18 protein-coding genes and 1 other annotated feature are annotated in these 22,435 nt (G+C 42.5%); of the genes, 1 reads left to right on the forward strand and 17 read right to left on the reverse strand.

The window, feature by feature from the left end; all coding sequences use genetic code 11:
- Positions 1-8 precede the first annotated feature (8 nt).
- The 17 genes from PGZ10_RS07560 to PGZ10_RS07640 all read right to left on the reverse strand — a co-directional run bounded on the left by PGZ10_RS07560 (position 9) and on the right by PGZ10_RS07640 (position 21,126).
- Positions 9-932 carry an ABC transporter permease gene (locus PGZ10_RS07560; RefSeq protein WP_008373509.1) on the reverse strand — a complete coding sequence of 308 codons (924 nt, stop codon included), beginning with the start codon at positions 930-932 and terminating at the stop codon, positions 9-11.
- A 10-nt stretch (positions 933-942) separates the two neighbouring features.
- Positions 943-1,869, reverse strand: coding sequence for an ABC transporter permease (locus PGZ10_RS07565; protein WP_022219960.1), 927 nt, complete (start codon positions 1,867-1,869; stop codon positions 943-945).
- A gap of 173 nt (positions 1,870-2,042) precedes the next feature.
- Positions 2,043-3,686 (reverse strand): peptide ABC transporter substrate-binding protein, encoded by a 1,644-nt coding sequence (locus PGZ10_RS07570; protein WP_270203003.1) that lies wholly within the window; start codon positions 3,684-3,686, stop codon positions 2,043-2,045.
- A 22-nt stretch (positions 3,687-3,708) separates the two neighbouring features.
- Entirely contained in the window at positions 3,709-4,782 is a 1,074-nt protein-coding gene (locus tag PGZ10_RS07575; RefSeq protein ID WP_118199063.1) for a M24 family metallopeptidase, read from the reverse strand.
- Between the two features lie 429 nt (positions 4,783-5,211).
- Complete coding sequence (locus tag PGZ10_RS07580) at positions 5,212-5,790, reverse strand: helix-turn-helix domain-containing protein (protein ID WP_270541031.1); 579 nt, start codon at positions 5,788-5,790, stop codon at positions 5,212-5,214.
- Between the two features lie 187 nt (positions 5,791-5,977).
- Positions 5,978-9,670: a DNA-directed RNA polymerase subunit beta' gene (gene rpoC / locus PGZ10_RS07585; protein ID WP_195250420.1), complete on the reverse strand. Its 3,693-nt coding sequence runs from the start codon at positions 9,668-9,670 to the stop codon at positions 5,978-5,980.
- 13 nt (positions 9,671-9,683) lie between these two features.
- Entirely contained in the window at positions 9,684-13,553 is a 3,870-nt protein-coding gene (rpoB, locus tag PGZ10_RS07590; protein WP_117824610.1) for a DNA-directed RNA polymerase subunit beta, read from the reverse strand.
- A 347-nt stretch (positions 13,554-13,900) separates the two neighbouring features.
- On the reverse strand, positions 13,901-14,275 hold the full coding sequence (rplL, locus tag PGZ10_RS07595) for a 50S ribosomal protein L7/L12 (protein WP_022220337.1): 375 nt from the start codon (positions 14,273-14,275) through the stop codon (positions 13,901-13,903).
- A gap of 81 nt (positions 14,276-14,356) precedes the next feature.
- Positions 14,357-14,881: a 50S ribosomal protein L10 gene (rplJ, locus tag PGZ10_RS07600; RefSeq protein ID WP_022220338.1), complete on the reverse strand. Its 525-nt coding sequence runs from the start codon at positions 14,879-14,881 to the stop codon at positions 14,357-14,359.
- 75 nt (positions 14,882-14,956) lie between these two features.
- Positions 14,957-15,093, reverse strand: a sequence feature (ribosomal protein L10 leader region).
- Positions 15,094-15,159: 66 nt separating this feature from the next.
- Positions 15,160-16,104, reverse strand: coding sequence for an L-lactate dehydrogenase (locus PGZ10_RS07605; protein ID WP_270541032.1), 945 nt, complete (start codon positions 16,102-16,104; stop codon positions 15,160-15,162).
- 213 nt (positions 16,105-16,317) lie between these two features.
- Entirely contained in the window at positions 16,318-17,010 is a 693-nt protein-coding gene (gene rplA, locus PGZ10_RS07610; RefSeq protein ID WP_008373486.1) for a 50S ribosomal protein L1, read from the reverse strand.
- An 84-nt stretch (positions 17,011-17,094) separates the two neighbouring features.
- A complete protein-coding gene (gene rplK, locus PGZ10_RS07615) occupies positions 17,095-17,523 on the reverse strand; it encodes a 50S ribosomal protein L11 (protein ID WP_055247516.1) in 429 nt (142 codons plus the stop codon).
- Positions 17,524-17,593: 70 nt separating this feature from the next.
- Complete coding sequence (nusG, locus tag PGZ10_RS07620; protein WP_008373482.1) at positions 17,594-18,109, reverse strand: transcription termination/antitermination protein NusG; 516 nt, start codon at positions 18,107-18,109, stop codon at positions 17,594-17,596.
- Between the two features lie 36 nt (positions 18,110-18,145).
- Positions 18,146-18,358, reverse strand: a complete 213-nt coding sequence (gene secE / locus PGZ10_RS07625) for a preprotein translocase subunit SecE (RefSeq protein WP_173689214.1) — start codon at positions 18,356-18,358, stop codon at positions 18,146-18,148.
- Between the two features lie 22 nt (positions 18,359-18,380).
- Complete coding sequence (gene rpmG / locus PGZ10_RS07630) at positions 18,381-18,530, reverse strand: 50S ribosomal protein L33 (protein ID WP_081445272.1); 150 nt, start codon at positions 18,528-18,530, stop codon at positions 18,381-18,383.
- A 301-nt stretch (positions 18,531-18,831) separates the two neighbouring features.
- Positions 18,832-20,082 (reverse strand): threonine/serine ThrE exporter family protein, encoded by a 1,251-nt coding sequence (locus PGZ10_RS07635; protein WP_270541033.1) that lies wholly within the window; start codon positions 20,080-20,082, stop codon positions 18,832-18,834.
- Positions 20,083-20,223: 141 nt separating this feature from the next.
- A complete protein-coding gene (locus PGZ10_RS07640) occupies positions 20,224-21,126 on the reverse strand; it encodes an AraC family transcriptional regulator (RefSeq protein WP_022220340.1) in 903 nt (300 codons plus the stop codon).
- Between the two features lie 113 nt (positions 21,127-21,239).
- Here PGZ10_RS07640 and PGZ10_RS07645 point away from each other — a divergent pair, with 113 nt between their 5' ends.
- Positions 21,240-22,421: an MFS transporter gene (locus tag PGZ10_RS07645; RefSeq protein WP_270541034.1), complete on the forward strand. Its 1,182-nt coding sequence runs from the start codon at positions 21,240-21,242 to the stop codon at positions 22,419-22,421.
- Positions 22,422-22,435: the final 14 nt, after the last annotated feature.

The raw sequence follows: 22,435 nt of genomic DNA on the forward strand, positions 1-22,435 counted from the left end.
ACTCCTTCCTACTCGGTTCCTCTAAGTTTCGGGTCAAATGCATCACGAAGTCCATCACCAAGAAGATTCAGCGCAAGCATTGTTGTACAAATCAGGAATGCCGGTACAAATACCTGGTACGGATGAATTCTCAGCTGTGCGATTCCGTCTTTTGCAAGTACACCCCAGCTGCAGTTCGGTGGTTTGATACCCAGACCGATATAGCTCAGGAATGCCTCCTGGAAAATAGCTCCCGGAATAGCCATTGTCAGGTTTGTAATGATAAGTCCCATGATATTCGGTAAAATATGTTTTACAATGATTACGATATCCGGCACACCAAGGATCTTGGCTGCAGATACGAAATCAGATTCTCGCAGTTTTAATACTTCACCACGAACGAAACGACATCCACCGATCCATCCGACGCAACACATAGCAAGAATCAAACAGTGTACACCGTTACCAACAACTACCATAAGAAGAATGGTAACGATCAGACTTGGGATTCCGTATAATACGTCAACGACACGCTGGATAACCATATCGATCTTGCCACCGTAGAATCCTGAGATACCACCCATGATAGATCCAACGATTGCATTGATGATGCTGGCCGCAAAACCAATTGTCAGAGATACTCTCGCACCAGACCATGCACGAACCCAGAGATCACGTCCAAGAGAGTCTGTTCCAAACCAATGTGCTTTTGAAAAGCTCTGGTTCATCTCTGCCACACTCTGTGTTGCAATGTCATATTTACTGAACATCGGAACAAAGATCGCCATAAGTACATAAAGTCCAATCAGGCACAATGAGAAGAATGCAATCTTATTCTTGCGGATTCGTCTCCATGCATCCTGCCAGTAACCAATATTCGGACGGGAAATAGACTCCATTGTCTTTGTATTTTTTCCTACAACTTTAAACTGTTCTTTTGTAATTTCTGCCATTTCTCGTCACCTACCTTTTTTTACCACTCAGACGGATTCTCGGATCTACAATACCGTATAAGATATCTACAATCAGGATTGACACGATCAGGAATGCTCCGTAGAAGATCGTCATACCAAGAACCAGTGTATAATCTGCCATGTTAATACTGTCTACATAATGTTTTCCCATTCCAGGAATTGCGAAAAGGGCTTCGATTACGAATGTTCCTGTTAATACAGATGCAACTGTCGGTCCCATAATGGTAATGATCGGTGTGATCGCATTACGGATCTGATGTTTAACTGTAATTCGGAAATCCGATAAACCTTTCGCACGTGCTGTCTTTGTATAATCTGAAGATACAACTTCCAGCATACTGGAACGCATCAGACGGGAAATGGATGCCAGTGTATAGAATCCAACCGCGATTGACGGTAAAATTGTGTGCTTAAAGCTTGTGTACTGCGCAACCGGAAGAATCTGCCATTTGATTCCGAAGAAATACTGAAGTACAGATCCCATGATGAAGTCAGGAATCGATGTACCAATGATCGCAATCAAAATACAGACAAAGTCCAGTTTCTTTCCTCGATTCAGTGCTGCTACAATTCCAAGGATCAGTCCGAAGAACAGTGCAAAGCACAGTGAACGGATTCCCAAGTCTGCTGAGTATGGGAATGAGTCAGCAATAATACGGTTAACTGTCTGACTTTCATACTTCATAGAATACCCCAGATCACCATGAAGCACATTCTTCATATAAGTTATATACTGCTCTGCAAGCGGTTTATCCAAACCATAGTAAGCTTCCAGATTCGCTTTGATCTCCGGTGTCATCTTGTCACTTGAGAACGGATCTCCCGGCATCAGACGAACCAGGACGAATACAACACTTGTAAGTACCAAAAGTGTTACGATGGCTAATGCAACTCGTTTAGCTATATATTTTGCCATTCTTTTGTCTCCCTTCATTTTTCTTTATTTGATAGCTTTGATTATTTCACATACTTCCTATTGGCTGATACATACCAAATCTACCCCTCGAAATAATCAAAACCCTCAAATAAGCAGCCGGTGCGGACCAGTAAGTCCGCGCCGACCGCAAGGTATGTTACCATCCAACTGTATTATTCGCTGATGTCTGCATATACCAGATCGAAGTCATATCCGACAAAGTATACATTGAAGTTAGAAATCTTCGGATTGATCAGATACTGGTCTCTACGTAACTGAAGCGGTACAAGAGCGGAATCTTCTCCAAGGAAAATCTGTTCTGCCTTGAACAGCATATCCTGTCTTGTCTTAGCATCTGTCTCTGTCTGAGAATCTTTAAGAAGCTTGTCGTATTCAGCGTTCGCATATCCAGAGTGGTTATACTGACCATCGCTGATCCACAGTTCCAGATAAGAGTATGCGTCAGAGTAGTCCGGAACCCATCCTGTTACTACCATATCGTAATCTTTTTCAGTTTCCATCTGAAGTCTCTGTTTGTAAGTTACCTGGTTGATTTCTACTGTAATACCAAGGTTCTTCTGATACTGTTCCTGAAGAACTTCAGCCTGCTTCTTAGCACCATCTGTATCAGTTGTAAGAAGAGTAATCTTGATGTCTGCCGGATTAGAAACGCCCATTTCTTTCATTGCTGCATCCAGATATTCTTTTGCTTTATCATTATCATTTTCTGCCGGGAATGGTGTATATGGATAAGCTTCTCCGTATGTCTGGTCATCTGCCGCCTGCACGTTTGGAAGTACAAGTCTCTGTGCAACGTCATATACGTCATTGTTAACCAGCTTGTTGTATTCTGTTCTGTTGATTGCATAGTTCAAAGCAAATCTCAGGTTCTTGTTAGCAAGCGGTCTGTCTTCTGACATGTTGAGCATGATGTAATCATCTGCACCTGTATAGTAGAATTCAGTATTTTCTGTATACTGATCTGTCATTTCAGTAGGTACAACTGTGATATCAACTTCGCCCTGTTCCCACATAGCAACCGCTGTCTTAGCATCTGCAACTGTCTTTACGCAGATTTCATCAAGCTTGATGCTGTCTGCATCCCAGTAATTTTCATTCTTAGAAAGGATCATTTCATCGCCATGTTTCCACTCTGTCATCTTGAACGGTCCGTTATAAACAGATTTTTCCGGATCAGCTGCATATTCTTTTCCGTATTTTTCTACATAATCTTTTCTTGTAGGACCGAATGTTGCCATAGCAGCCATACTAAGGAAGTATGTAGCCGGATGTGCAAGTTCGATAACAACTGTCTTGTCATCTGGTGCAGATACGCCAAGTTCATCGACAGGCACAGAACCGCTATTTACTTCTGCACCGTTTTTGAGGATATATCCGATGAATGCGTAATCGCTTGCCATTTCTGGATCCATAAGTCTCTGGATACCATAAACATAATCGCCTGCTTTTACATCTTCTCCGTCAGACCATTTCAGTCCATCACGAAGGTGGAATGTATAAGTAAGTCCGTCATCTGAGATATCCCAGCTTTCAGCTGCATCCGGCTTAATCTCGCCTTCCACGTTACGTGTCAGCATTGCATAAGTACAAATCTCCGCTGTTGAACATGAAATAGAGTTACTGTTCTGTGGGTCCATAGAAGGAAGATCTTCACGAAGTGTGTAAGTAATTCTCTTCTTTCCTGATGATTCACTTTCTTCTTTCTTGGAATCTTTTGATCCCGGAGTACTACAGCCGGCAAACATTGTTACTGTCATTGCCGTGGCAAGTAAAGCTGCTAATAATTTCTTTTTCATAAATGTTGTCCTCCTTTTTCATTTATAATTCTATTAGCTCATGTGTAGCACTGATCAGGTTCTCATATCCGTCTTTTGTGATGATGCCCTGGTCCTCAAGTCTGACACCACCCCAACCCGGAATATAAAGTCCTGGTTCTACTGTCATTACGCTGTTCTCCTGTAAGATATTCTCACAGTTCAGCCCGATATTCGGAAGTTCATGGACGAACAGCCCAACTCCATGACCAATTCCTGTATAATTATACGGAAGGTATTCTGTATCTTTAATTGCTTTAAGTGAAGCTTCATAGCAGGAAGTTCCTGTTACACCGGCTCTTACAGATGCTTCTGTATCTTCTGTCATGCGACGGCAGAGATCATAAACTTCTCTCTGTTTGGCGTCTGCCTTTCCGACAACTACTGTTCTTGTCATATCCGAAAGATAACCTTTGTACTGACATCCATAATCCATCAATACGAAATCACCGTATTCGATTGGCTTACTGTCCGGAATTCCGTGAAGCAGAGAGCTCTTTGCTCCTGAAATAACGATTCCACCGTAAGGTTTGGTATCTGCACCTTCCATAACCATGTAATGTGCAAGTCTGGATGCAATTTCTTTTTCTGTCACACCCGGACGGATGTCTTTTATAATTTTTTCAAATGCTCTGGATGCGATATCGCAGGCAACGGTAAGGTTCTTGATCTCTTCCGGCGTCTTAATCGCGCGGAAGCCTTCGATTACGTTCAGCGTCGGAACCATCTCAGCGCTGAGTTCAGCCTGCATAGAGTTCCATTTTTCAAATGTCAGATGATCCTGTTCAAATCCAATTGTTTTAACTCCATCTTTGTCTGCGCAATATGCAACAGCTTTCCCCATACTGTAGCCAAAATTGATTCGCCAGTTTACAAGCTCATAATCCGGGCATTCATAAGATGCCTGCTCTGTGTATCTTGCATCAGTGATAAAATACTGATTCGCCTTTGTGATAAAAAGGAACGAGTCTTCCCCCGTAAATCCGCTGATACAACGTACATTCGCCGGCTTTGCAATATAAAACGCATCCAGCCTTTCTTTTTCCATGTACTCTCGCAATTGTGTTAATCTGTCCATTTTCGTTCTCCTCTCATGTACTTTTGTTCTTTCGAGACGGTATATTTACCAGATATGTCCGTCCCTCTGCGACAATGTAATACTTTACTAGACCGCAGTCTAGTGGTGTAAACAAAAGAACGCCATGATTTGCATCATGACGTCCTTGTCTTCTTTCAAAGGTCATAGTTTCACGCTATGACGTCTATGTTTAATTATTAGATTGTCCGTATTGTATGTATAAAAATCTAATCTTTATACACTTTAGTAAATAACACTGTCTTCAGAGCTGCGTGAATTTCGAAGAAACCCTGTTTTAACAGTTCAATTTTGTAAATTCACTTAAATGAATATTTATTCATATGTGTAACTTTTTTTCTTATTATAGAACCATACTCTAAGATTGTCAAGAGGAATGCTATTTATTTCATTTATTTCACAATTTAATTTTCACCTTTTATTTTCATTTCTTCCAAACAGCCTTGGTACATCCCGGTGATATACCCATATACTCACACAAGGTTCTTTTCCAGGATTGGAAATACTATGACGCTCTCTGCTCTTTATATATATACTGTCTCCCGGATGTAAACTGCAAATTTTTCCTTCCATCTCTACATTCAGAGTTCCTTTTATCACCATACACATTTCCGAAAAGACATGACGATATTCTTCTTTTTTCGCAGATTCTCCCGGTTCAATCGTAATATATTCAAAAATCGATTCTCCCTGACCAAAGTCTGCGACCTCAACTATCATATTTTCTTCCGGATAAAGATGCTTACTCATTTCTTCTCTGCGTATAACCGTCTTTCCCGGCATTTCGCCTTCCAGTGCATACTGGATATCAATATCCAGTGCTTCACAAATTCGCGCAAGACTGTCCACATTCGGAGATGTCTTATTCTGTTCCAGCATACTCAGATAGCCCGCTGAAAGTCCTGTATATTCTCCCAAAACCCGGATTGTCATCATTTTCTTTTTTCTGCATTCTCTGATCCGTTCACCAATATGATCTAAATCCAGCATATCACACCTCCTGATTTTCGACTGATTATTTATATGCTACTGTATTTTTTCATATTTTGCAACCCTTTATTTTTGTAAAGTGTTAAAGAATCGGAATTATTTTTCAAATATTTTTGTTTTTCATGTCTTTAAAGCAAGAAAAGCAGACACGCCATTCAACGTATCTGCCTCTCTTAGCATATAAAACCTATTCTTCAACTGTAACTGTTTCGTCAGCATTTTCTTCGGTTTCAACAGTTTCTGCTGTCTCTGCTGATACTTCAGACTCAGTATCATCATCCATATCAAAATCATCAAAACTGATTTCGTCGTCCATATCCATACCAAGACCAGTATCAAGTTTAACGTCACGGTATTTTCTCATACCTGTTCCTGCCGGAATCAGTTTACCGATAATGACGTTCTCTTTCAGACCGATCAGGTGGTCAACCTTACCTTTGATAGCAGCCTCAGTCAGAACCTTGGTTGTCTCCTGGAAGGATGCAGCTGACAGGAAGGAATCTGTTGCCAGGGATGCCTTGGTAATACCAAGCATGATCTGTTCTCCTGTTGCAGGTTCTTTACCTTCTGTTACCATCTGTTCATTTACATCGTTGAACTCAAGGACATCTACCATTGTTCCCGGAAGGAATTCAGTATCCCCTCTTTCTTCGATGCGGATCTTCTTCAGCATCTGACGAACGATAACTTCGATATGCTTATCGTTGATTTCTACACCCTGCAGACGGTATACTCTCTGTACTTCCTGAAGCATGTAGTCCTGTGCTGCACGAAGACCTTTGATCTTAAGAAGGTCATGTGGGTTCACGCTACCTTCTGTAAGCTCGTCACCGGCTTCCAGAACAGCTCCATCCTGTACTTTAATACGTGATCCATAAGGAATCAGATAAGTCTTTGTCTCACCTGTCTGCTGATTGGTAACGATGATTTCACGCTTCTTCTTTGTATCGTTCAGGTTTGCAACACCTGCGATTTCTGTGATGATAGCAAGACCTTTCGGCTTTCTTGCTTCAAAAAGTTCTTCGACACGAGGAAGACCCTGTGTGATATCTCCACCGGCTACACCACCACTATGGAAAGTACGCATGGTCAGCTGTGTACCAGGTTCACCGATTGACTGAGCTGCGATAATACCGACAGCTTCACCAACCTGTACAGGTTCACCTGTTGCCATATTGGCACCATAACATTTCGCACAGATACCAATGTGTGATTTACAGGTCAGGATTGTACGGACTTTCACTTTCTTAAGTGGTGAATTTCCATTTTCATCCACACCGTATTTCATGATCTTTTCTGCACGTTTTGGTGTGATCATGTGGTTTGCTTTTACAAGCACATTGCCATCTTTGTCACAAATTGTATAGCATGAATATCTTCCTGTAATACGTTCCTGAAGACTTTCGATTTCTTCATTTCCATCCATGAATGCATGCAGATACATTCCCGGAATTTCAGCATCTTTGCTTACACAGTCAACCTCACGGATGATCAGATCCTGTGATACGTCAACAAGACGTCTTGTCAGGTATCCTGAATCGGCTGTACGAAGGGCAGTATCTGACATACCTTTTCGAGCTCCATGCGCAGACATGAAGTATTCCAGTACGTCCAGACCTTCACGGAAGTTTGACTTGATAGGCAGCTCGATCGTATGACCGGTTGTATCAGCCATAAGTCCACGCATACCTGCAAGCTGTTTGATCTGTTTATCAGATCCACGGGCTCCGGAATCCGCCATCATGAAGATGTTGTTGTATTTATCAAGTCCTGTAAGAAGGGCTTCTGTAAGCTCATCATCTGTTTCTTTCCAGGTCTCTACAACTTCTTTGTAACGCTCTTCTTCTGTAATAAGACCACGCTTGAAGTTACGTGTGATCTTATCAACCGTTGCCTGTGCTCTTGCGATCAATTCCGGTTTCTGTGGCGGTACAGTCATATCTGAAATAGATACAGTCATAGCTGCTCTTGTAGAGAGCTTGTATCCCATTGATTTTACATGGTCAAGTACTTCAGCTGTAGCTGACGCACCATGTGTGTTAATAACTTTTTCAAGAATCTGTTTCAGCTGTTTCTTTCCTACATGGAAATCCACTTCAAGAACCAGTTCATTTCCTTCTTTTTCACGATCAACAAAACCAAGATCCTGCGGAATGATTTCGTTGAAAATGAAACGTCCAAGTGTAGACTCTACTGTACCGGTCTTCTTTGTTCCATCCGGCATCGTCTTTGTCACACGTACTTTGATTCTTGAGTGAAGAGTTACAACTCCGTTTTCATAAGCAAGAATTGCTTCATTCACACTCTTGAATACTTTTCCTTCTCCCTTGGCTCCCGGTCTTTCCTGTGTCAGATAGTAGATACCAAGAACCATATCCTGTGAAGGAACAGCTACCGGACCACCATCAGACGGTTTCAGAAGGTTGTTTGGTGAAAGCAGAAGGAAACGGCACTCAGCCTGAGCTTCTACAGAAAGCGGAAGATGAACCGCCATCTGGTCACCATCGAAATCGGCATTGAATGCGGTACATACCAGTGGATGAAGCTTAATTGCTTTACCTTCTACCAGAATCGGTTCAAATGCCTGGATACCAAGACGGTGAAGTGTAGGAGCACGGTTCAGCATAACCGGATGCTCTTTGATTACATCTTCAAGCACATCCCATACTTCCGGCTGAAGACGCTCTACCATTTTCTTAGCATTCTTAATATTGTGAGCAGCTCCGCTCTCAACAAGTTCTTTCATAACAAACGGCTTGAACAGCTCGATTGCCATTTCTTTCGGAAGACCGCACTGATAGATTTTCAGTTCCGGTCCTACAACGATAACGGAACGTCCTGAGTAGTCAACACGTTTTCCGAGCAGGTTCTGACGGAAACGTCCTGATTTACCTTTCAGCATATCAGAAAGGGATTTCAGTGCTCTGTTTCCAGGACCTGTTACCGGACGTCCACGACGTCCATTGTCGATCAGAGCATCTACAGCTTCCTGCAGCATTCTCTTTTCGTTTCTAACGATAATGTCCGGAGCTCCCAGTTCAAGGAGTCTTCTCAGACGGTTATTTCTGTTGATAATTCTTCTGTACAGATCATTCAGGTCAGATGTTGCAAAACGTCCACCATCCAGCTGTACCATCGGACGCAGATCCGGCGGAATTACCGGGATTGCAGTCATGATCATCCATTCCGGTTTATTTCCTGATTCGCGGAAAGCTTCTACTACTTCAAGTCTCTTAACGATTCTTGCTCTCTTCTGTCCGGTAGCACCCTCAAGTCCTGCCTGCAGTTCAGCATAATCTTTTTCAAGATCAATCGCTTCAAGAAGTTCTTTGATCGCTTCTGCTCCCATTCCTACGCGGAAGCCATTGCCCCAGTTTTCTCTTGCTTCTTGGTATTCAGCTTCTGAAAGAACCTGCTTGTAAGAGAGATCTGTCTCTCCCTTATCAAGTACGATATAAGAAGCGAAATACAGTACTTTTTCCAGAGTTCTCGGTGAAAGATCCAGGATCAGTCCCATACGGCTCGGAATACCTTTGAAATACCAGATATGAGAAACCGGTGCCGCAAGTGCGATGTGACCCATACGTTCACGTCGCACAGTTGCCTTTGTTACTTCTACACCACAGCGATCGCATACAACACCTTTATAACGGATCTTTTTGTATTTACCACAGTGGCATTCCCAGTCTTTGCTAGGTCCAAAGATTTTCTCACAGAACAGACCGTCTCTTTCCGGCTTCAGTGTTCTGTAGTTGATTGTCTCCGGTTTTGTAACTTCACCTCTTGACCATTCCAGAATCTTTTCCGGAGATGCCAGACCTATTTTAATCGCATCAAATGAAATCGGTTGATACGTTGGTTCTTTTTTTGTTTCTGTCATTCTCGGCATCCTCCTATTCTAAATCCATGTCGTCATCAAAATCATCGTTCATATCGCCATCAAAATCGTCGAAGCTGTCATCTTCCTCCGGCTCATCATTTACATCAACCAGTTCTCCTTCTGAGAATTCCTGCTTGCTGTATCCGTGTTTACCATAATCTTCATCGTTATTGTAGCGTCTGTCTCCTTCAATAATGTGATTCAGGTTTGTATCACCGTAATCTACACTTTCCATGATCTGAACTTCTTCATTGTTCTCATCCAGGACACGTACATCCAGACCGAGTGACTGAAGTTCTTTAAGAAGTACCTTGAAGGATTCCGGAATTCCCGGTTCAGGAATATTTTCACCTTTGATGATTGCTTCGTATGTCTTCACACGGCCAACCACATCATCGGATTTAACTGTCAGGATTTCCTGCAGAGTATAAGATGCACCGTAAGCTTCCAGTGCCCAAACCTCCATCTCTCCGAAACGCTGTCCACCGAACTGTGCTTTACCACCAAGTGGCTGCTGTGTTACCAGTGAGTAAGGACCGGTTGAACGTGCATGGATCTTATCATCAACCAGGTGATGCAGTTTCAGATAATGCATGTGTCCGATTGTTACCGGGCTGTCGAAATATTCTCCGGTACGACCGTCTCTCAGTCTTACTTTACCGTCTCTTGAAAGCGGAACGCCTTTCCACAGTGCTCTGTGGTCTCTGTTCTCATACAGATAATCCATAACTTCCGGAAGAAGTTCTTCTTTATGTCTTGCTTCAAATTCTTCCCAGGACAGGTTAACATAATCGTTCGCCAGATCCAGGGTATCCATAATATCAACCTCGTTTGCACCATCGAATACTGGTGTTGCAATGTTGAATCCAAGTGCTTTGGCAGCCAGAGAAAGATGGATCTCCAGTACCTGTCCGATATTCATACGTGACGGTACACCCAGTGGGTTCAGCACGATGTCAAGCGGACGTCCGTTCGGAAGGAACGGCATATCTTCTACAGGAAGTACACGGGAAACAACACCCTTGTTACCATGACGTCCGGCCATCTTATCACCTACAGAGATCTTTCTCTTCTGTGCGATGTAGATACGGACTGCCTGATTAACTCCCGGTGAAAGTTCATCCCCATTTTCTCTTGTAAATACTTTTGCATCTACAACGATACCGTATTCACCATGAGGTACTTTCAGAGAAGTATCTCTTACTTCACGAGCTTTTTCTCCAAAAATTGCACGAAGAAGTCTTTCCTCTGCTGTCAGTTCTGTCTCTCCCTTCGGAGTAACTTTGCCGACAAGAATATCTCCTGCACGAACCTCAGCACCGATACGGATAATACCTCTCTCATCCAGATCTTTCAGTGCATCATCTCCTACGCCAGGAATATCGCGTGTGATTTCTTCTGGTCCGAGCTTTGTATCACGGGCTTCTGCTTCATATTCTTCGATATGAACAGATGTATAAACATCATTCTGTACAAGACGTTCACTAAGAAGTACAGCATCCTCGTAGTTGTAACCTTCCCAGGTCATAAATCCGATCAACGGGTTCTTACCAAGAGCCATCTCACCATTGGAGGTAGAAGGTCCGTCTGCGATTACCTGTCCCTTTTCAACTCTTTCACCTTTAACAACGATCGGTCTCTGGTTATAGCAGTTGCTCTGGTTGCTTCGCAGGAATTTGGTCAGCTTATAAGTCTTTTTTGTCTTGTCATCCTGTTTAATTGTGATTTCAGTAGATGTTGATCTTTCAACAATACCACCTTCTTCTGCAACGACACATACACCTGAGTCGACAGCAGATTTTACTTCCATACCTGTTCCGACTACCGGAGCTTCTGTAGTAAGAAGCGGTACGGCCTGACGCTGCATGTTGGACCCCATCAGCGCACGGTTCGCATCATCGTTCTGCAGGAACGGAATCAGTGCTGTAGCAACAGAGAACACCATCTTCGGAGATACGTCCATGTAATCAAACATTCTTTTCTCGTATTCCTGAGTCTCATCACGGTAACGACCAGATACATTCTTATGAATGAAATGTCCTTCCTCATCCAGAGGCTCATTCGCCTGTGCTACATGATAATTATCTTCTTCATCCGCAGTCATATACACTACCTCTTCGGTTACAACCGGATTCTGCGGATCTGTTTTGTCAATCTTACGGTACGGTGCTTCTATAAATCCATACTCATTGATTCTTGCATAACATGCGAGAGAGTTGATCAGACCGATGTTCGGTCCTTCAGGTGTCTCGATCGGACACATTCTTCCGTAATGTGAGTAGTGAACGTCACGAACCTCGAATCCGGCACGGTCACGGGAAAGTCCACCTGGACCAAGTGCGGAAAGACGTCTCTTGTGAGTCAGCTCACCAAGCGGGTTATTCTGATCCATGAACTGTGACAGCTGTGATGATCCGAAGAACTCTTTAACAGCAGCAGTTACAGGCTTGATATTGATCAGTGACTGCGGAGAAATGCCCTCCAGATCCTGTGTTGTCATTCTTTCACGGACAACTCTTTCCAGTCTTGAAAGACCGATTCTGTACTGATTCTGGAGAAGTTCTCCAACCGCACGGATACGTCTGTTACCCAAGTGGTCAATATCATCATCTTTACCGATTCCATATTCAAGATGCATATTGTAATTGATAGACGCCATAATGTCTTCTTTTGTAATATGCTTCGGAATCAGTTCATGAATATTCTTATGAATTGCTTCTTTCAGCTCATCGATATCTCCGGCTGTCTCTTCCAGGAGTTCAGCAAGTACCGGATAGTATACCAGTTCAGTTACGCCAACTTCTTCCGGATCGATTCCACATACAGCTTTGAGATCTACCATCATATTAGAAAGTACTTTGATATTACGGTCACTTTCTTCTCTTGCGATCCACACATATGGAACAGCTGCATTCTGGATGGCATCTGCAAGTTCTCTGTCAACGACAGCTCCTGCTTCTGCAATTACTTCACCTGTCATCGGGCTTACTACGTCTTCAGCCAGCGTATGTCCTGTGATACGGTTCTTGAGCATAAGCTTCTTATTAAATTTATAACGTCCAACCTTTGCAAGGTCATAACGTCTCGGGTCAAAGAACATGCTGGTGATCAGACTTTCTGCACTGTCTACAGCAAGCGGTTCACCCGGACGGATCTTCTTATATAATTCGAGAAGACCTTCCTGATAGTTCTCTGAAGTATCCTTTGTAAAACTTGCGAGAATCTTTGGCTCTTCACCAAAAAGATCGATAATCTCAGCATTCGTTCCAATACCAAGTGCACGGATCAGGACTGTGATCGGCACCTTACGGGTTCTGTCCACACGGACATAGAAAACGTCATTGGAGTCCGTCTCATATTCAAGCCATGCACCCCTGTTCGGGATAACGGTGCAAGAGTATAATTCTTTACCAAGTTTATCATGCGCAATTCCATAATAAATACCAGGTGAACGCACCAGCTGGCTGACAATAACACGTTCCGCACCATTGATTACAAAGGTACCGGTTCTTGTCATAATCGGTAAATCACCCATAAAGATCTCATGTTCATTGATCTCATCTGTCTCTTTGTTGTGAAGTCTTACCTTCACTTTAAGCGGTGCAGCATAAGTAGCATCGCGTTCTTTACATTCCTCGATTGTGTACTTGGTTTCATCTGTGCACAATGTAAAGTCGACAAATTCCAGGCTCAGATGTCCGCTGTAATCGGTAATCGGAGAAATATCATCAAATACTTCTTTTAATCCTTCATCCAGGAACCATTTGTAAGAGTCGGTCTGAACTTCGATCAAATTAGGCATTTGGAGTACTTCTTTTTGCCGGGAATAGCTCATGCGCATACTTTTTCCGTTTGTGATGGGACGAATTCTGTTTTTCTCCATTTGACGTTTCACTCCTTATATGATAAATTTTCGGGTTATTTCCGCCTTATTCAGGGCGCACTTATGGCATACGTTTCCACAATAGCGCATTTTTTACTTTACCACAGGTTTTTCCCGATTGTCAAGTCTAACTTTTCAAAGAATTGTATTTTTATTGTATTTTATAATGTAAGTGGCAAAATTTACTTTCGGTCCCTTTGATACCAGATTGCTACGTGCTTTGCACTCTCGCAATCCTCATCATCATTGTATGCATACCGCAGAAAAGTATAAAAAATCAAAAGAGCGTATCACTGCAGGAAATCCTGCGCGATACGCTCTTGTCATTCACAGTGTGATAACCAAAATTACTTAAGGTTAACTTCTGCTCCTTCAGCTTCAAGTTTTGTTTTGATTTCTTCAGCTTCAGCTTTAGAAACGCCTTCTTTAACTACCTTCGGTGCTCCGTCAACTAATTCTTTAGCTTCTTTAAGTCCAAGTCCTGTGATTTCACGAACAACTTTGATAACTTTAACTTTAGATGCTCCAGCAGAAACAAGTTCTACGTCGAACTCATCTTTTTCTTCTGCTGCTGCTCCACCTTCTGCAGCTGCTGCTACTACAACACCTGCTGCTGCGGATACACCAAATTCTTCTTCACATGCTTTAACTAAGTCATTTAATTCAAGTACAGATAATTCTTTGATAGCTTCAATAAATTCTGCTGTTGTTAATTTTGCCATTTTATTTTCCTCCATTTGATTTTAATGATTGGCTCTTTCGCCTCTTACTGTTCCCACACTCGGATGGGATTCCGGTACAGCTTACTCTGCTGCCGGTGCTTCTGCTTCAGCTTCTGCCGGAGCATCACCCTGTTCTGCGATCTGATTAAGAACACGAGCAAGGTTTGTAATAGGTGACTGTAAGCTTCCAAGTAATTTGGACAGCAGTACTTCTCTTGACGGAATCTTAGAAAGTTCCTGTATACCAGCTGCGTCATATACTGAGCCTTCAACTACACCTGCTTTTACTTCAAGAGCTTCTGCTTTCTTAGCGAAATTGCAGATGATTCTTGCCGGTGCTGTTGCATCTTCTTTAGAAATTGCAATAGCGTTCGGTCCTTCCAGATATTCGTCAAGCTGTGCGAAATCTGTTCCTTCAAAAGCTCTCTTCATCATTGTGTTCTTGCAAACTTTGTAGATAACACCTGCTTCTCTCAGCTGTTTACGAAGTTCAGTATCCTGAGCTACTGTAAGTCCACAGTAGTTAACGATAACTGCTGACTGAGCATCTGTGAGATCTTCAACGATTGCCTGTACGATAGGTTGTTTTAATTCAACTTTTGCCACGAATGGTGCACCTCCTTGTAGTATTTTCAACTGCCAGAAAGTCTCGGTCCCAGCGGGGACTTTCATATCACGCAATCATGCGCTAAAAAACCTCCGCGCCAAAGCACAGAGGTTTACAAATTCAAATCTAATGAATCTTGTCTTCCTCGGTAGGCGTTTTGACCCTTATGCCTTACGGCACCTACTGTCTTCGGCAGTTACTTCGTAAATATAGCATACGTTTACCAGAAAGTCAAGTGTATTTTTTCAATTTTTTCAATTTCATCCAGTTTCTTCTATTATAAGTCCAAACCATCCAGAACTTCCTTCAATTCTTTTGCAGATGAAAGCAATTTTTCTTTTTCTTCATCGCTCAGTGGAATCTCAAGAACTTTTTCTGCACCTTTCTGCGAAACTATGGTCGGAACACTGATACAGAGTCCTTCCAGTCCGTATTCTCCCTCCATCAGACTCGTGACAGGAAGAACCGCATTTTCATTCATAACAATGCTTTCTGCAATTCTCGCAACCGCCATTGCCACACCATAATAGGTTGCACCCTTTTTCTGGATAATATCATAAGCACTGTCCCGCACGGTCTTATAAATTCTTTCCATAGATTCCTGATGCTGATAATGTCCGCGAAGTTCACAGAAATCATTGATTGGAATTCCCGCTACATTTGCCCCGCTCCATACAGCAAGCTCACTGTCTCCATGCTCTCCGATGATATTGGCATGTACGCTCCGGCTCGCAACCTGAAGATGTTCACTTAACAGATAGCGGAATCTTGCAGTATCCAGAACGGTTCCGCTTCCGAATACTCTTTCCTTCGGATATCCGGAAATCTTAAGTGCCGCATAAGTCAGAATATCCACCGGATTTGCTACAACAAGCAGGATTCCTTCAAATCCGCGTTTTGTGATTTCCGGAATAATCGATTTGAAAATTGCTACATTTTTGTGTACCAGATCCCGTCTTGTCTCTCCCGGTTTTTGATTTGCCCCAGCTGTAATGATGATTAGTGAACAATCACTGATATCATCATAAGATCCCGCATATATTTTCATCGGGTGCGCATATGGTCTACCGTGGCTTATGTCCATTGCCTCCCCTTCTGCTTTTTCTTTATTCGCATCGATCAGTACCAGTTCGGAAAAGATCCCTTTCTGAAGTAAGCTGAACGCAGAGGACGCTCCTACAAACCCACATCCGATAATTGCTGCCTTTTGAATATTAACCATGACAAAGTGCCTCCTTTTAATTGCTTGATATTTTTTTCACAGGCATAGGTTATCATTATTTTCCCCGATTTTCAATGTTTTCATGCATTGTTCGTCAAAAAATGCACAATGTATACAGAATACTGTTTGTTAGATTTCATGTTGCACAAAAAGACACCGTAACGGATCACTCCGCATACGGTGTCTCTATTATTTACATTTATTCAATACTGATTAAGCAAGCTTCATTGGGTTGATTTTTACACCAGGTCCCATTGTAGAAGTAAGTGTCACACTCTTAAGATACTGACCCTTTACTGCTGCCGGTTTAGCTTTGTTAATCGCATCGATAAGCGTCTGGAAGTTGTCAGCAAGCTGTTCTTCAGTGAAAGAAGCTTTTCCTACCGGTACATGGATGATATTTGTCTTGTCCAATCTGTACTCAATCTTACCAGCTTTGATTTCGTTGATAGCTTTTGTAACGTCCATTGTTACTGTACCAGCCTTCGGGTTTGGCATTAAACCTTTTGGTCCAAGTACACGTCCGAGACGTCCAACAACACCCATCATATCCGGTGTGGCTACAACTACATCGAATTCGAACCAGTTTTCATTCTGGATCTTCGGAATGAGTTCATCTCCACCTACGTAATCTGCTCCGGCAGCTTTAGCTTCTTCAGCTTTAGCGTCCTTAGCAAATACAAGGATACGAACCTTTTTACCAGTTCCGTGCGGAAGAACTACAGCGCCACGGATCTGCTGATCTGCATGACGTCCGTCACATCCTGTTCTGATATGAGCTTCGATTGTTTCATCAAATTTAGCTGTCGCGCTCTTCTTAACAAGTGCGATCGCTTCATCTCTATCATAGAGAGTTGCTCTGTCGATTAACTTTGCAGCTTCTACGTATTTCTTTCCTCTTTTCATTCTAAATACCTCCTAGTGGTGATTACGGGAATTCCCTCCCACGTATTTTTTCAGTTTCCTTACATTCTGCTTATGCAGTCTGAATTAGTCCTCTACTACAGTTACACCCATGCTGCGGCATGTTCCTTCGATCATGCTCATAGCTGATTCTACGGATGCAGCGTTCAGGTCTGGCATCTTGAGTTCTGCGATTTCCTTTACCTGAGCTTTTGTAATCTTAGCAACTTTTGTCTTGTTCGGAACACCTGAACCAGATTTAAGGTTGCAGGCTTTCTTAATAAGAACTGCTGCCGGAGGAGTCTTTGTAACGAAGCTGAAACTTCTGTCACTGTAAACTGTAATTACTACAGGAATGATCAGATCTCCCTGATCAGCTGTCTTTGCGTTGAACTGTTTTGTAAATTCAACGATATTTACACCGTGCTGTCCAAGAGCAGGACCAACCGGTGGAGCCGGAGTAGCCTTTCCAGCTGGAATCTGTAATTTGATATAACCTGAAACTTTTTTTGCCATTTTAAAGTACCTCCTTGTGGTATTTGCGGGGATTTCCCTCCCACGTGTTCATTATGCACTGCGCATAAAGTTACATTTTTTTGACTTCTGCGAAACTGATTTCTACCGGCGTTTCGCGGCCGAATAAATCAACATTGATCGTCAGGCTCTGCTTAGCCATATTGATAGTCTGAATCATGCCGACTGTTCCTTCCCAGGCTCCGCCTGTTACTGTCACAGTATCTCCTTCTTCAAAATCTACCACGATGTCTTCTTTCTGGATACCAAGTGGTGCCATCTCTTCATCTGTAAGCGGAACCGGTTTGGATCCAGGACCTACAAATCCTGTAACACCTCTTGTGTTCCGTACCACATACCAGGTATCATCGTTCATGATCATGTGGATCAGAACATATCCCGGAAACATCTTTTTCTGAGACGCTTTCTGTACGCCGTTCTTTAATTCGACAACTTCCTGCATCGGAACACGGACCTCAAGGATCTCATCTTCCAGATGACGGTTCTCGATCGTTTTGTCAATGTTGGCTTTTACCTTGTTCTCATACCCTGAATAGGTATGCACAACATACCATTTTGCTTCTGCCATAAACTCACCTTTCCTGCATTACCATTTATCAGTATCTTATCTAACTAATAAATCTACCCCGAATTTTACCAGGATATCACAGATCGTGATAATCGCTCCTAAGATAACGGAAACAACTACGACCGCAGCTGTCTGTTTGGTAAGTGTGGTTTTGTCTGGCCAGATAATCTTATTAAACTCAGCTTTCAGACCTTTGAAGAAAGGAGTTTTCTTCTCTTTTGCCTTCGCTTTGTCTTTAGATTCGCCCATAACATTCACTCCCCTTCAACGACTATTTCGTCTCTTTGTGTAATGTGTGTGATTTGCAGAATCTACAGTATTTCTTTGTTTCCATGCGTTCCGGATGAGACTTCTTATCCTTTGTCATGTTGTAGTTACGATGCTTGCATTCTGTACATTCCAGTGTAATTCTTGTACGCACAACTTCCACCTCGCTTTTTATGTTCTAATTTTTAGTTGCATGACAGCTTGCGAGGCTGTCGTGAAAGCTTCACGCCTGAAACTTTCTTTGTTAAAAATAGGCATAAAAAAAAGACCTATACTTCCATTCGCTAGGTTAGTGTACCATACCGAAAGTATAAAGTCAAGAAATTAAATAATTTTTTGTGAAAGCCTTCGGACTGTCTAGGTACATCCGGAATCTGCTCTCATCCAGGCATATTCCCGGTGCACCAGGCTAAAATTTCAGCCGCAGAATGAAATCCGCGGCTGAAACTTCTTATTTATCTGTCACTTTTTCCAATGTGATATTCTACCTTCATACCACGCATGATAGTTCTTGATGCGATATCCACAAAGTTAAATCCAAATGCAATTGCAACACAGGTTGCAAAAAGTGTGATCGTCTGTTCCAGAAGCATATGCATATTCCCACTTACGCATGCGTACATTACATAGTACAGATTCGGTCCAGGAATCAGCGGGAATACAGACGCTGTCAGGAAAATTGTTGATGGAGCTTTATTTATCCGTGACATGATAAATGCATAGAATGCAACGAATGTCGCCGCAATTGTAGTTGCAAGGAAGTTACTTGGACGCACCTCATAAACAAGTGCATAAATCAGCCATGTAAAAAATGCTCCGATTCCGCAGTAAACCACCTGCATGCCCCGGATCTTAAACCACAGTGCAAATCCCACGCAGGCTGCGGTACAGGAAATCAGCTGTACGATCAGATTCGGGGTAAGGATAAATCCTTCCGCCTCTACACCACCAAAAAGAATCATCGGTATTGCCGTACCAAATGCGATTCCGGACGCACCAAGCATAGAATTCATGATATTGATCGATCCGGAAATAAAATCTTTCTGAAGCAGATCACGGATTCCATTCGTCGTACTCAGTCCACTGATCAGGAGCATGACAATTCCGATCATGATACGCTCCTCATGATCCGCAAATCCAAATTTGACAGATAACAGAATGATCATCTCTGCAATAAACGATAAGATCAGGTTATATGCCATCAGGTTCTTCTCACGTTCGGCAAGCCAGTTTCCTACTGCAACGATCACAATTGATACAATCACCGCAATGATCGCATCCCTTACATTACATCCAAAGAATACCGCGAATCCGGTACCTCCTAAAATACCGGCCGCATAATGGGTGTACCACTTCTGCTCCGGTCTTCCCATCACCTCTTCAAACTGTCTTCTCAGTTCTTTTGCATCCGGCTTTTCTTTACAGACTTTACGGCACAGATTATTCAGATAATCCAGCTTGTCAAAGTCACATTCCCCTATTTCTACCAGCCGAATCTGTGTAATAATCTGCCCTTCCGGTGTCTCTACCGTAATCTGGATATTGCTTGGTATAACAAAAATATCATACTTTACAAATCCATAACTTCTGCAAATACGGTACAGACTGTCCTGCAGACGAAAGTTCTCCGCTCCACATCTAATCATAGCTTCCCCAATGTCCAGGATCCCCTGTACAATTCTCTCGTAATCGTATTTCACATTCATTTTCCTTTTCCCAAAACCTCTCTCTTTTGTTCTTCTTACAAAGCCAGTTGTTCCGCCCTCCCGAACACTTCAGCCATACGAAGTAATGATATCATGATGTATCAAAAAGTCAACTAAATTCGGAGAATTTCTTCTAATATGTTATTTTTCTCCAGCCTTTTTCAGTCCTTCTTCTTCCCGGAATGCTCCTGGTGTCATCCCATACATTTTCTTAAATATTCTTACAAAATAACTTGTATTATCTATTCCCACATCTGCGGCAACCCGAATAACCGTATCATTCGTCTTACACAATAATTCTTTTGCCCTCTCCAGCCTGTAATCGATCAAATATTTCACCGGAGTCGTCCCTATTCCACGCTTAAAGCATCGAAGGGCTTCACTTTTACTAATATTCGCTTCCGCCGCCAGCCTTTCCAAAGAAATTCGTTCTTTATAATGGTTTTCTATAAACTGCATCATCTCTCTGAGCCGCGACTGTAAAAGGAGATTCTTATTCCGGGACTCTCTCTGTACAATATCCGGAACTTCTTCAAACAATTCATCCCATAATCTGCTGATCTTGTTCTGTATAATCAGTTCTTTTCTAAGCATTTCCTTTCCGGCATCTTTGTATATCTCATCCAGCAGACTTAATATACCACTATTTTTTTCTTTTTCCAAAATCACATATTCTTTACCATATGTAATTACAGGACTAACATATTTTTGATAAATTGCACTTTCCCGCGCAGCAAGCAGCTCTGGAGCGTGCAGGATATTTGGCATAAGCGCACCACCCGGTGTTTCAAATCGGTGGATCACTCTGCTGTTTATAAAAATCCCCTCCCCCGCTTCAAGGATAATCTTTTCATTTCCAATCCTGCAGATTACTTTTCCAGATTCAACCCATGCCCATTCAATCTCATTATGCCAGTGCCATTCGACATAACCCTGACCAATTTCATCGATATCATCCAGATAATATTCAAAAGGAAACTCCGGCGTTCCGTGTTCACGTATTTCCCTCAGTGTTTCATCTGTTATTATCTCTGTTATTTGCATTTTCATTATACCTTTTGTGTTTTGAAGATATTGTACTATATTTTTGCGATATTCGTCAAGACATCCACCCCTCCAATATGATATAGTGCTATTTTGAAAGGAGCTTTTAAGAAATGAAAAAAAACACAAATTGTATGCAGACCATCTACGCTTGTTTTATTGGTTACATCGTTCAGGCTATCGTAAATAATTTTGTTCCTCTTCTTTTTGTCACTTTCCAAAATAATTACTATATTTCACTAGAACGAATTACCTTTTTGATCACACTCAACTTTATCATTCAGCTGTTTGTCGATCTTCTATCCGCATTCTTCATCGACAGGATCGGATACCGCATTTCGATTTTAATTGCGCATATCCTTTCTGCGGCAGGACTGATATTACTCACCGTTCTTCCGGAAGTTTTTTCCTCCCCTTATACCGGACTTGTAATCGCAGTTATCATTTATGCGATCGGCGGTGGACTTCTCGAAGTACTGGTAAGCCCGATCATTGAAGCCTGTCCTACTGATAACAAAGAAAAAGCAATGAGTCTCCTGCATTCCTTTTACTGTTGGGGGCATGTGGGCGTTGTTCTGTTATCAACCGCATTTTTCTGGTTTTTCGGAATATCGCACTGGAAAATCCTCGCACTTATGTGGGCTGTCATCCCAATATTTAACACTTTCCTCTTCAGAAGTGCATCAATCTACTCCCTTCACGAAGAAGGTGAACAGGGACTTTCTCTCAGAGAATTGTGCACATCTAAAATCTTCTGGATGTTAATGCTTATGATGACCTGTGCCGGTGCCAGCGAACAGGCAGTCAGCCAATGGGCATCCACTTTTGCCGAGACAAGCCTGCACATTTCCAAAACACTCGGCGATCTTGCCGGTCCTCTTACCTTTGCAGCCTGTATGGGGGCTTCCCGGCTACTTTACGGGAAATATGGAGACAGGATCCGGCTGGATCTGTTCATGAGAGGAAGCTGCATTCTTTGCATCCTTTCCTATTTATGTATTTCCATCCTTCCATTTCCTGCGCTGAACCTTTTTGGATGTGCGCTTTGCGGATTCTCCGTTGGAATTATGTGGCCGGGACTTTTCAGCACCGCATCCGTCTCTATTCCACGTGGCGGCACAACAATGTTTGCCCTCCTTGCACTTGCCGGAGATCTGGGATGTTCCGGTGGCCCGACGCTTGCAGGTCTGGTATCTTCCTACGCCGGCGGCAGTCTGAAAACCGGAATTTTCGCAGCCATTACTTTTCCGGCCGTCCTGCTCCTTGGTCTAATAAAATCAAAAAAATCTGAATAAAAAATAACGGGTTC

The sequence above is a fragment of the Coprococcus sp. AF102-57 genome (assembly GCF_027686195.1).
GTDB lineage: Bacteria > Bacillota > Clostridia > Lachnospirales > Lachnospiraceae > Allocoprococcus > Allocoprococcus comes.

Excerpts from the sequence above, each read along its gene's own strand:
- PGZ10_RS07605 (WP_270541032.1), bottom strand. The coding sequence starts at position 16,104 with ATGGTTAATATTCAAAAGGCAGCAATTATCGGATGTGGGTTTGTAGGA.
- nusG (WP_008373482.1), bottom strand. The coding sequence starts at position 18,109 with ATGGCAGAAGCAAAATGGTATGTTGTGCATACCTATTCAGGGTATGAG.
- PGZ10_RS07645 (WP_270541034.1), top strand. The coding sequence starts at position 21,240 with ATGAAAAAAAACACAAATTGTATGCAGACCATCTACGCTTGTTTTATT.
- PGZ10_RS07570 (WP_270203003.1), bottom strand. The coding sequence starts at position 3,686 with ATGAAAAAGAAATTATTAGCAGCTTTACTTGCCACGGCAATGACAGTA.
- PGZ10_RS07580 (WP_270541031.1), bottom strand. The coding sequence starts at position 5,790 with ATGCTGGATTTAGATCATATTGGTGAACGGATCAGAGAATGCAGAAAA.
- PGZ10_RS07575 (WP_118199063.1), bottom strand. The coding sequence starts at position 4,782 with ATGGACAGATTAACACAATTGCGAGAGTACATGGAAAAAGAAAGGCTG.
- rpoB (WP_117824610.1), bottom strand. The coding sequence starts at position 13,553 with ATGGAGAAAAACAGAATTCGTCCCATCACAAACGGAAAAAGTATGCGC.
- rplL (WP_022220337.1), bottom strand. The coding sequence starts at position 14,275 with ATGGCAAAATTAACAACAGCAGAATTTATTGAAGCTATCAAAGAATTA.
- rplK (WP_055247516.1), bottom strand. The coding sequence starts at position 17,523 with ATGGCAAAAAAAGTTTCAGGTTATATCAAATTACAGATTCCAGCTGGA.
- rplA (WP_008373486.1), bottom strand. The coding sequence starts at position 17,010 with ATGAAAAGAGGAAAGAAATACGTAGAAGCTGCAAAGTTAATCGACAGA.
- PGZ10_RS07640 (WP_022220340.1), bottom strand. The coding sequence starts at position 21,126 with ATGCAAATAACAGAGATAATAACAGATGAAACACTGAGGGAAATACGT.
- PGZ10_RS07560 (WP_008373509.1), bottom strand. The coding sequence starts at position 932 with ATGGCAGAAATTACAAAAGAACAGTTTAAAGTTGTAGGAAAAAATACA.
- PGZ10_RS07565 (WP_022219960.1), bottom strand. The coding sequence starts at position 1,869 with ATGGCAAAATATATAGCTAAACGAGTTGCATTAGCCATCGTAACACTT.
- secE (WP_173689214.1), bottom strand. The coding sequence starts at position 18,358 with ATGGGCGAATCTAAAGACAAAGCGAAGGCAAAAGAGAAGAAAACTCCT.
- PGZ10_RS07635 (WP_270541033.1), bottom strand. The coding sequence starts at position 20,082 with ATGAATGTGAAATACGATTACGAGAGAATTGTACAGGGGATCCTGGAC.
- rpoC (WP_195250420.1), bottom strand. The coding sequence starts at position 9,670 with ATGACAGAAACAAAAAAAGAACCAACGTATCAACCGATTTCATTTGAT.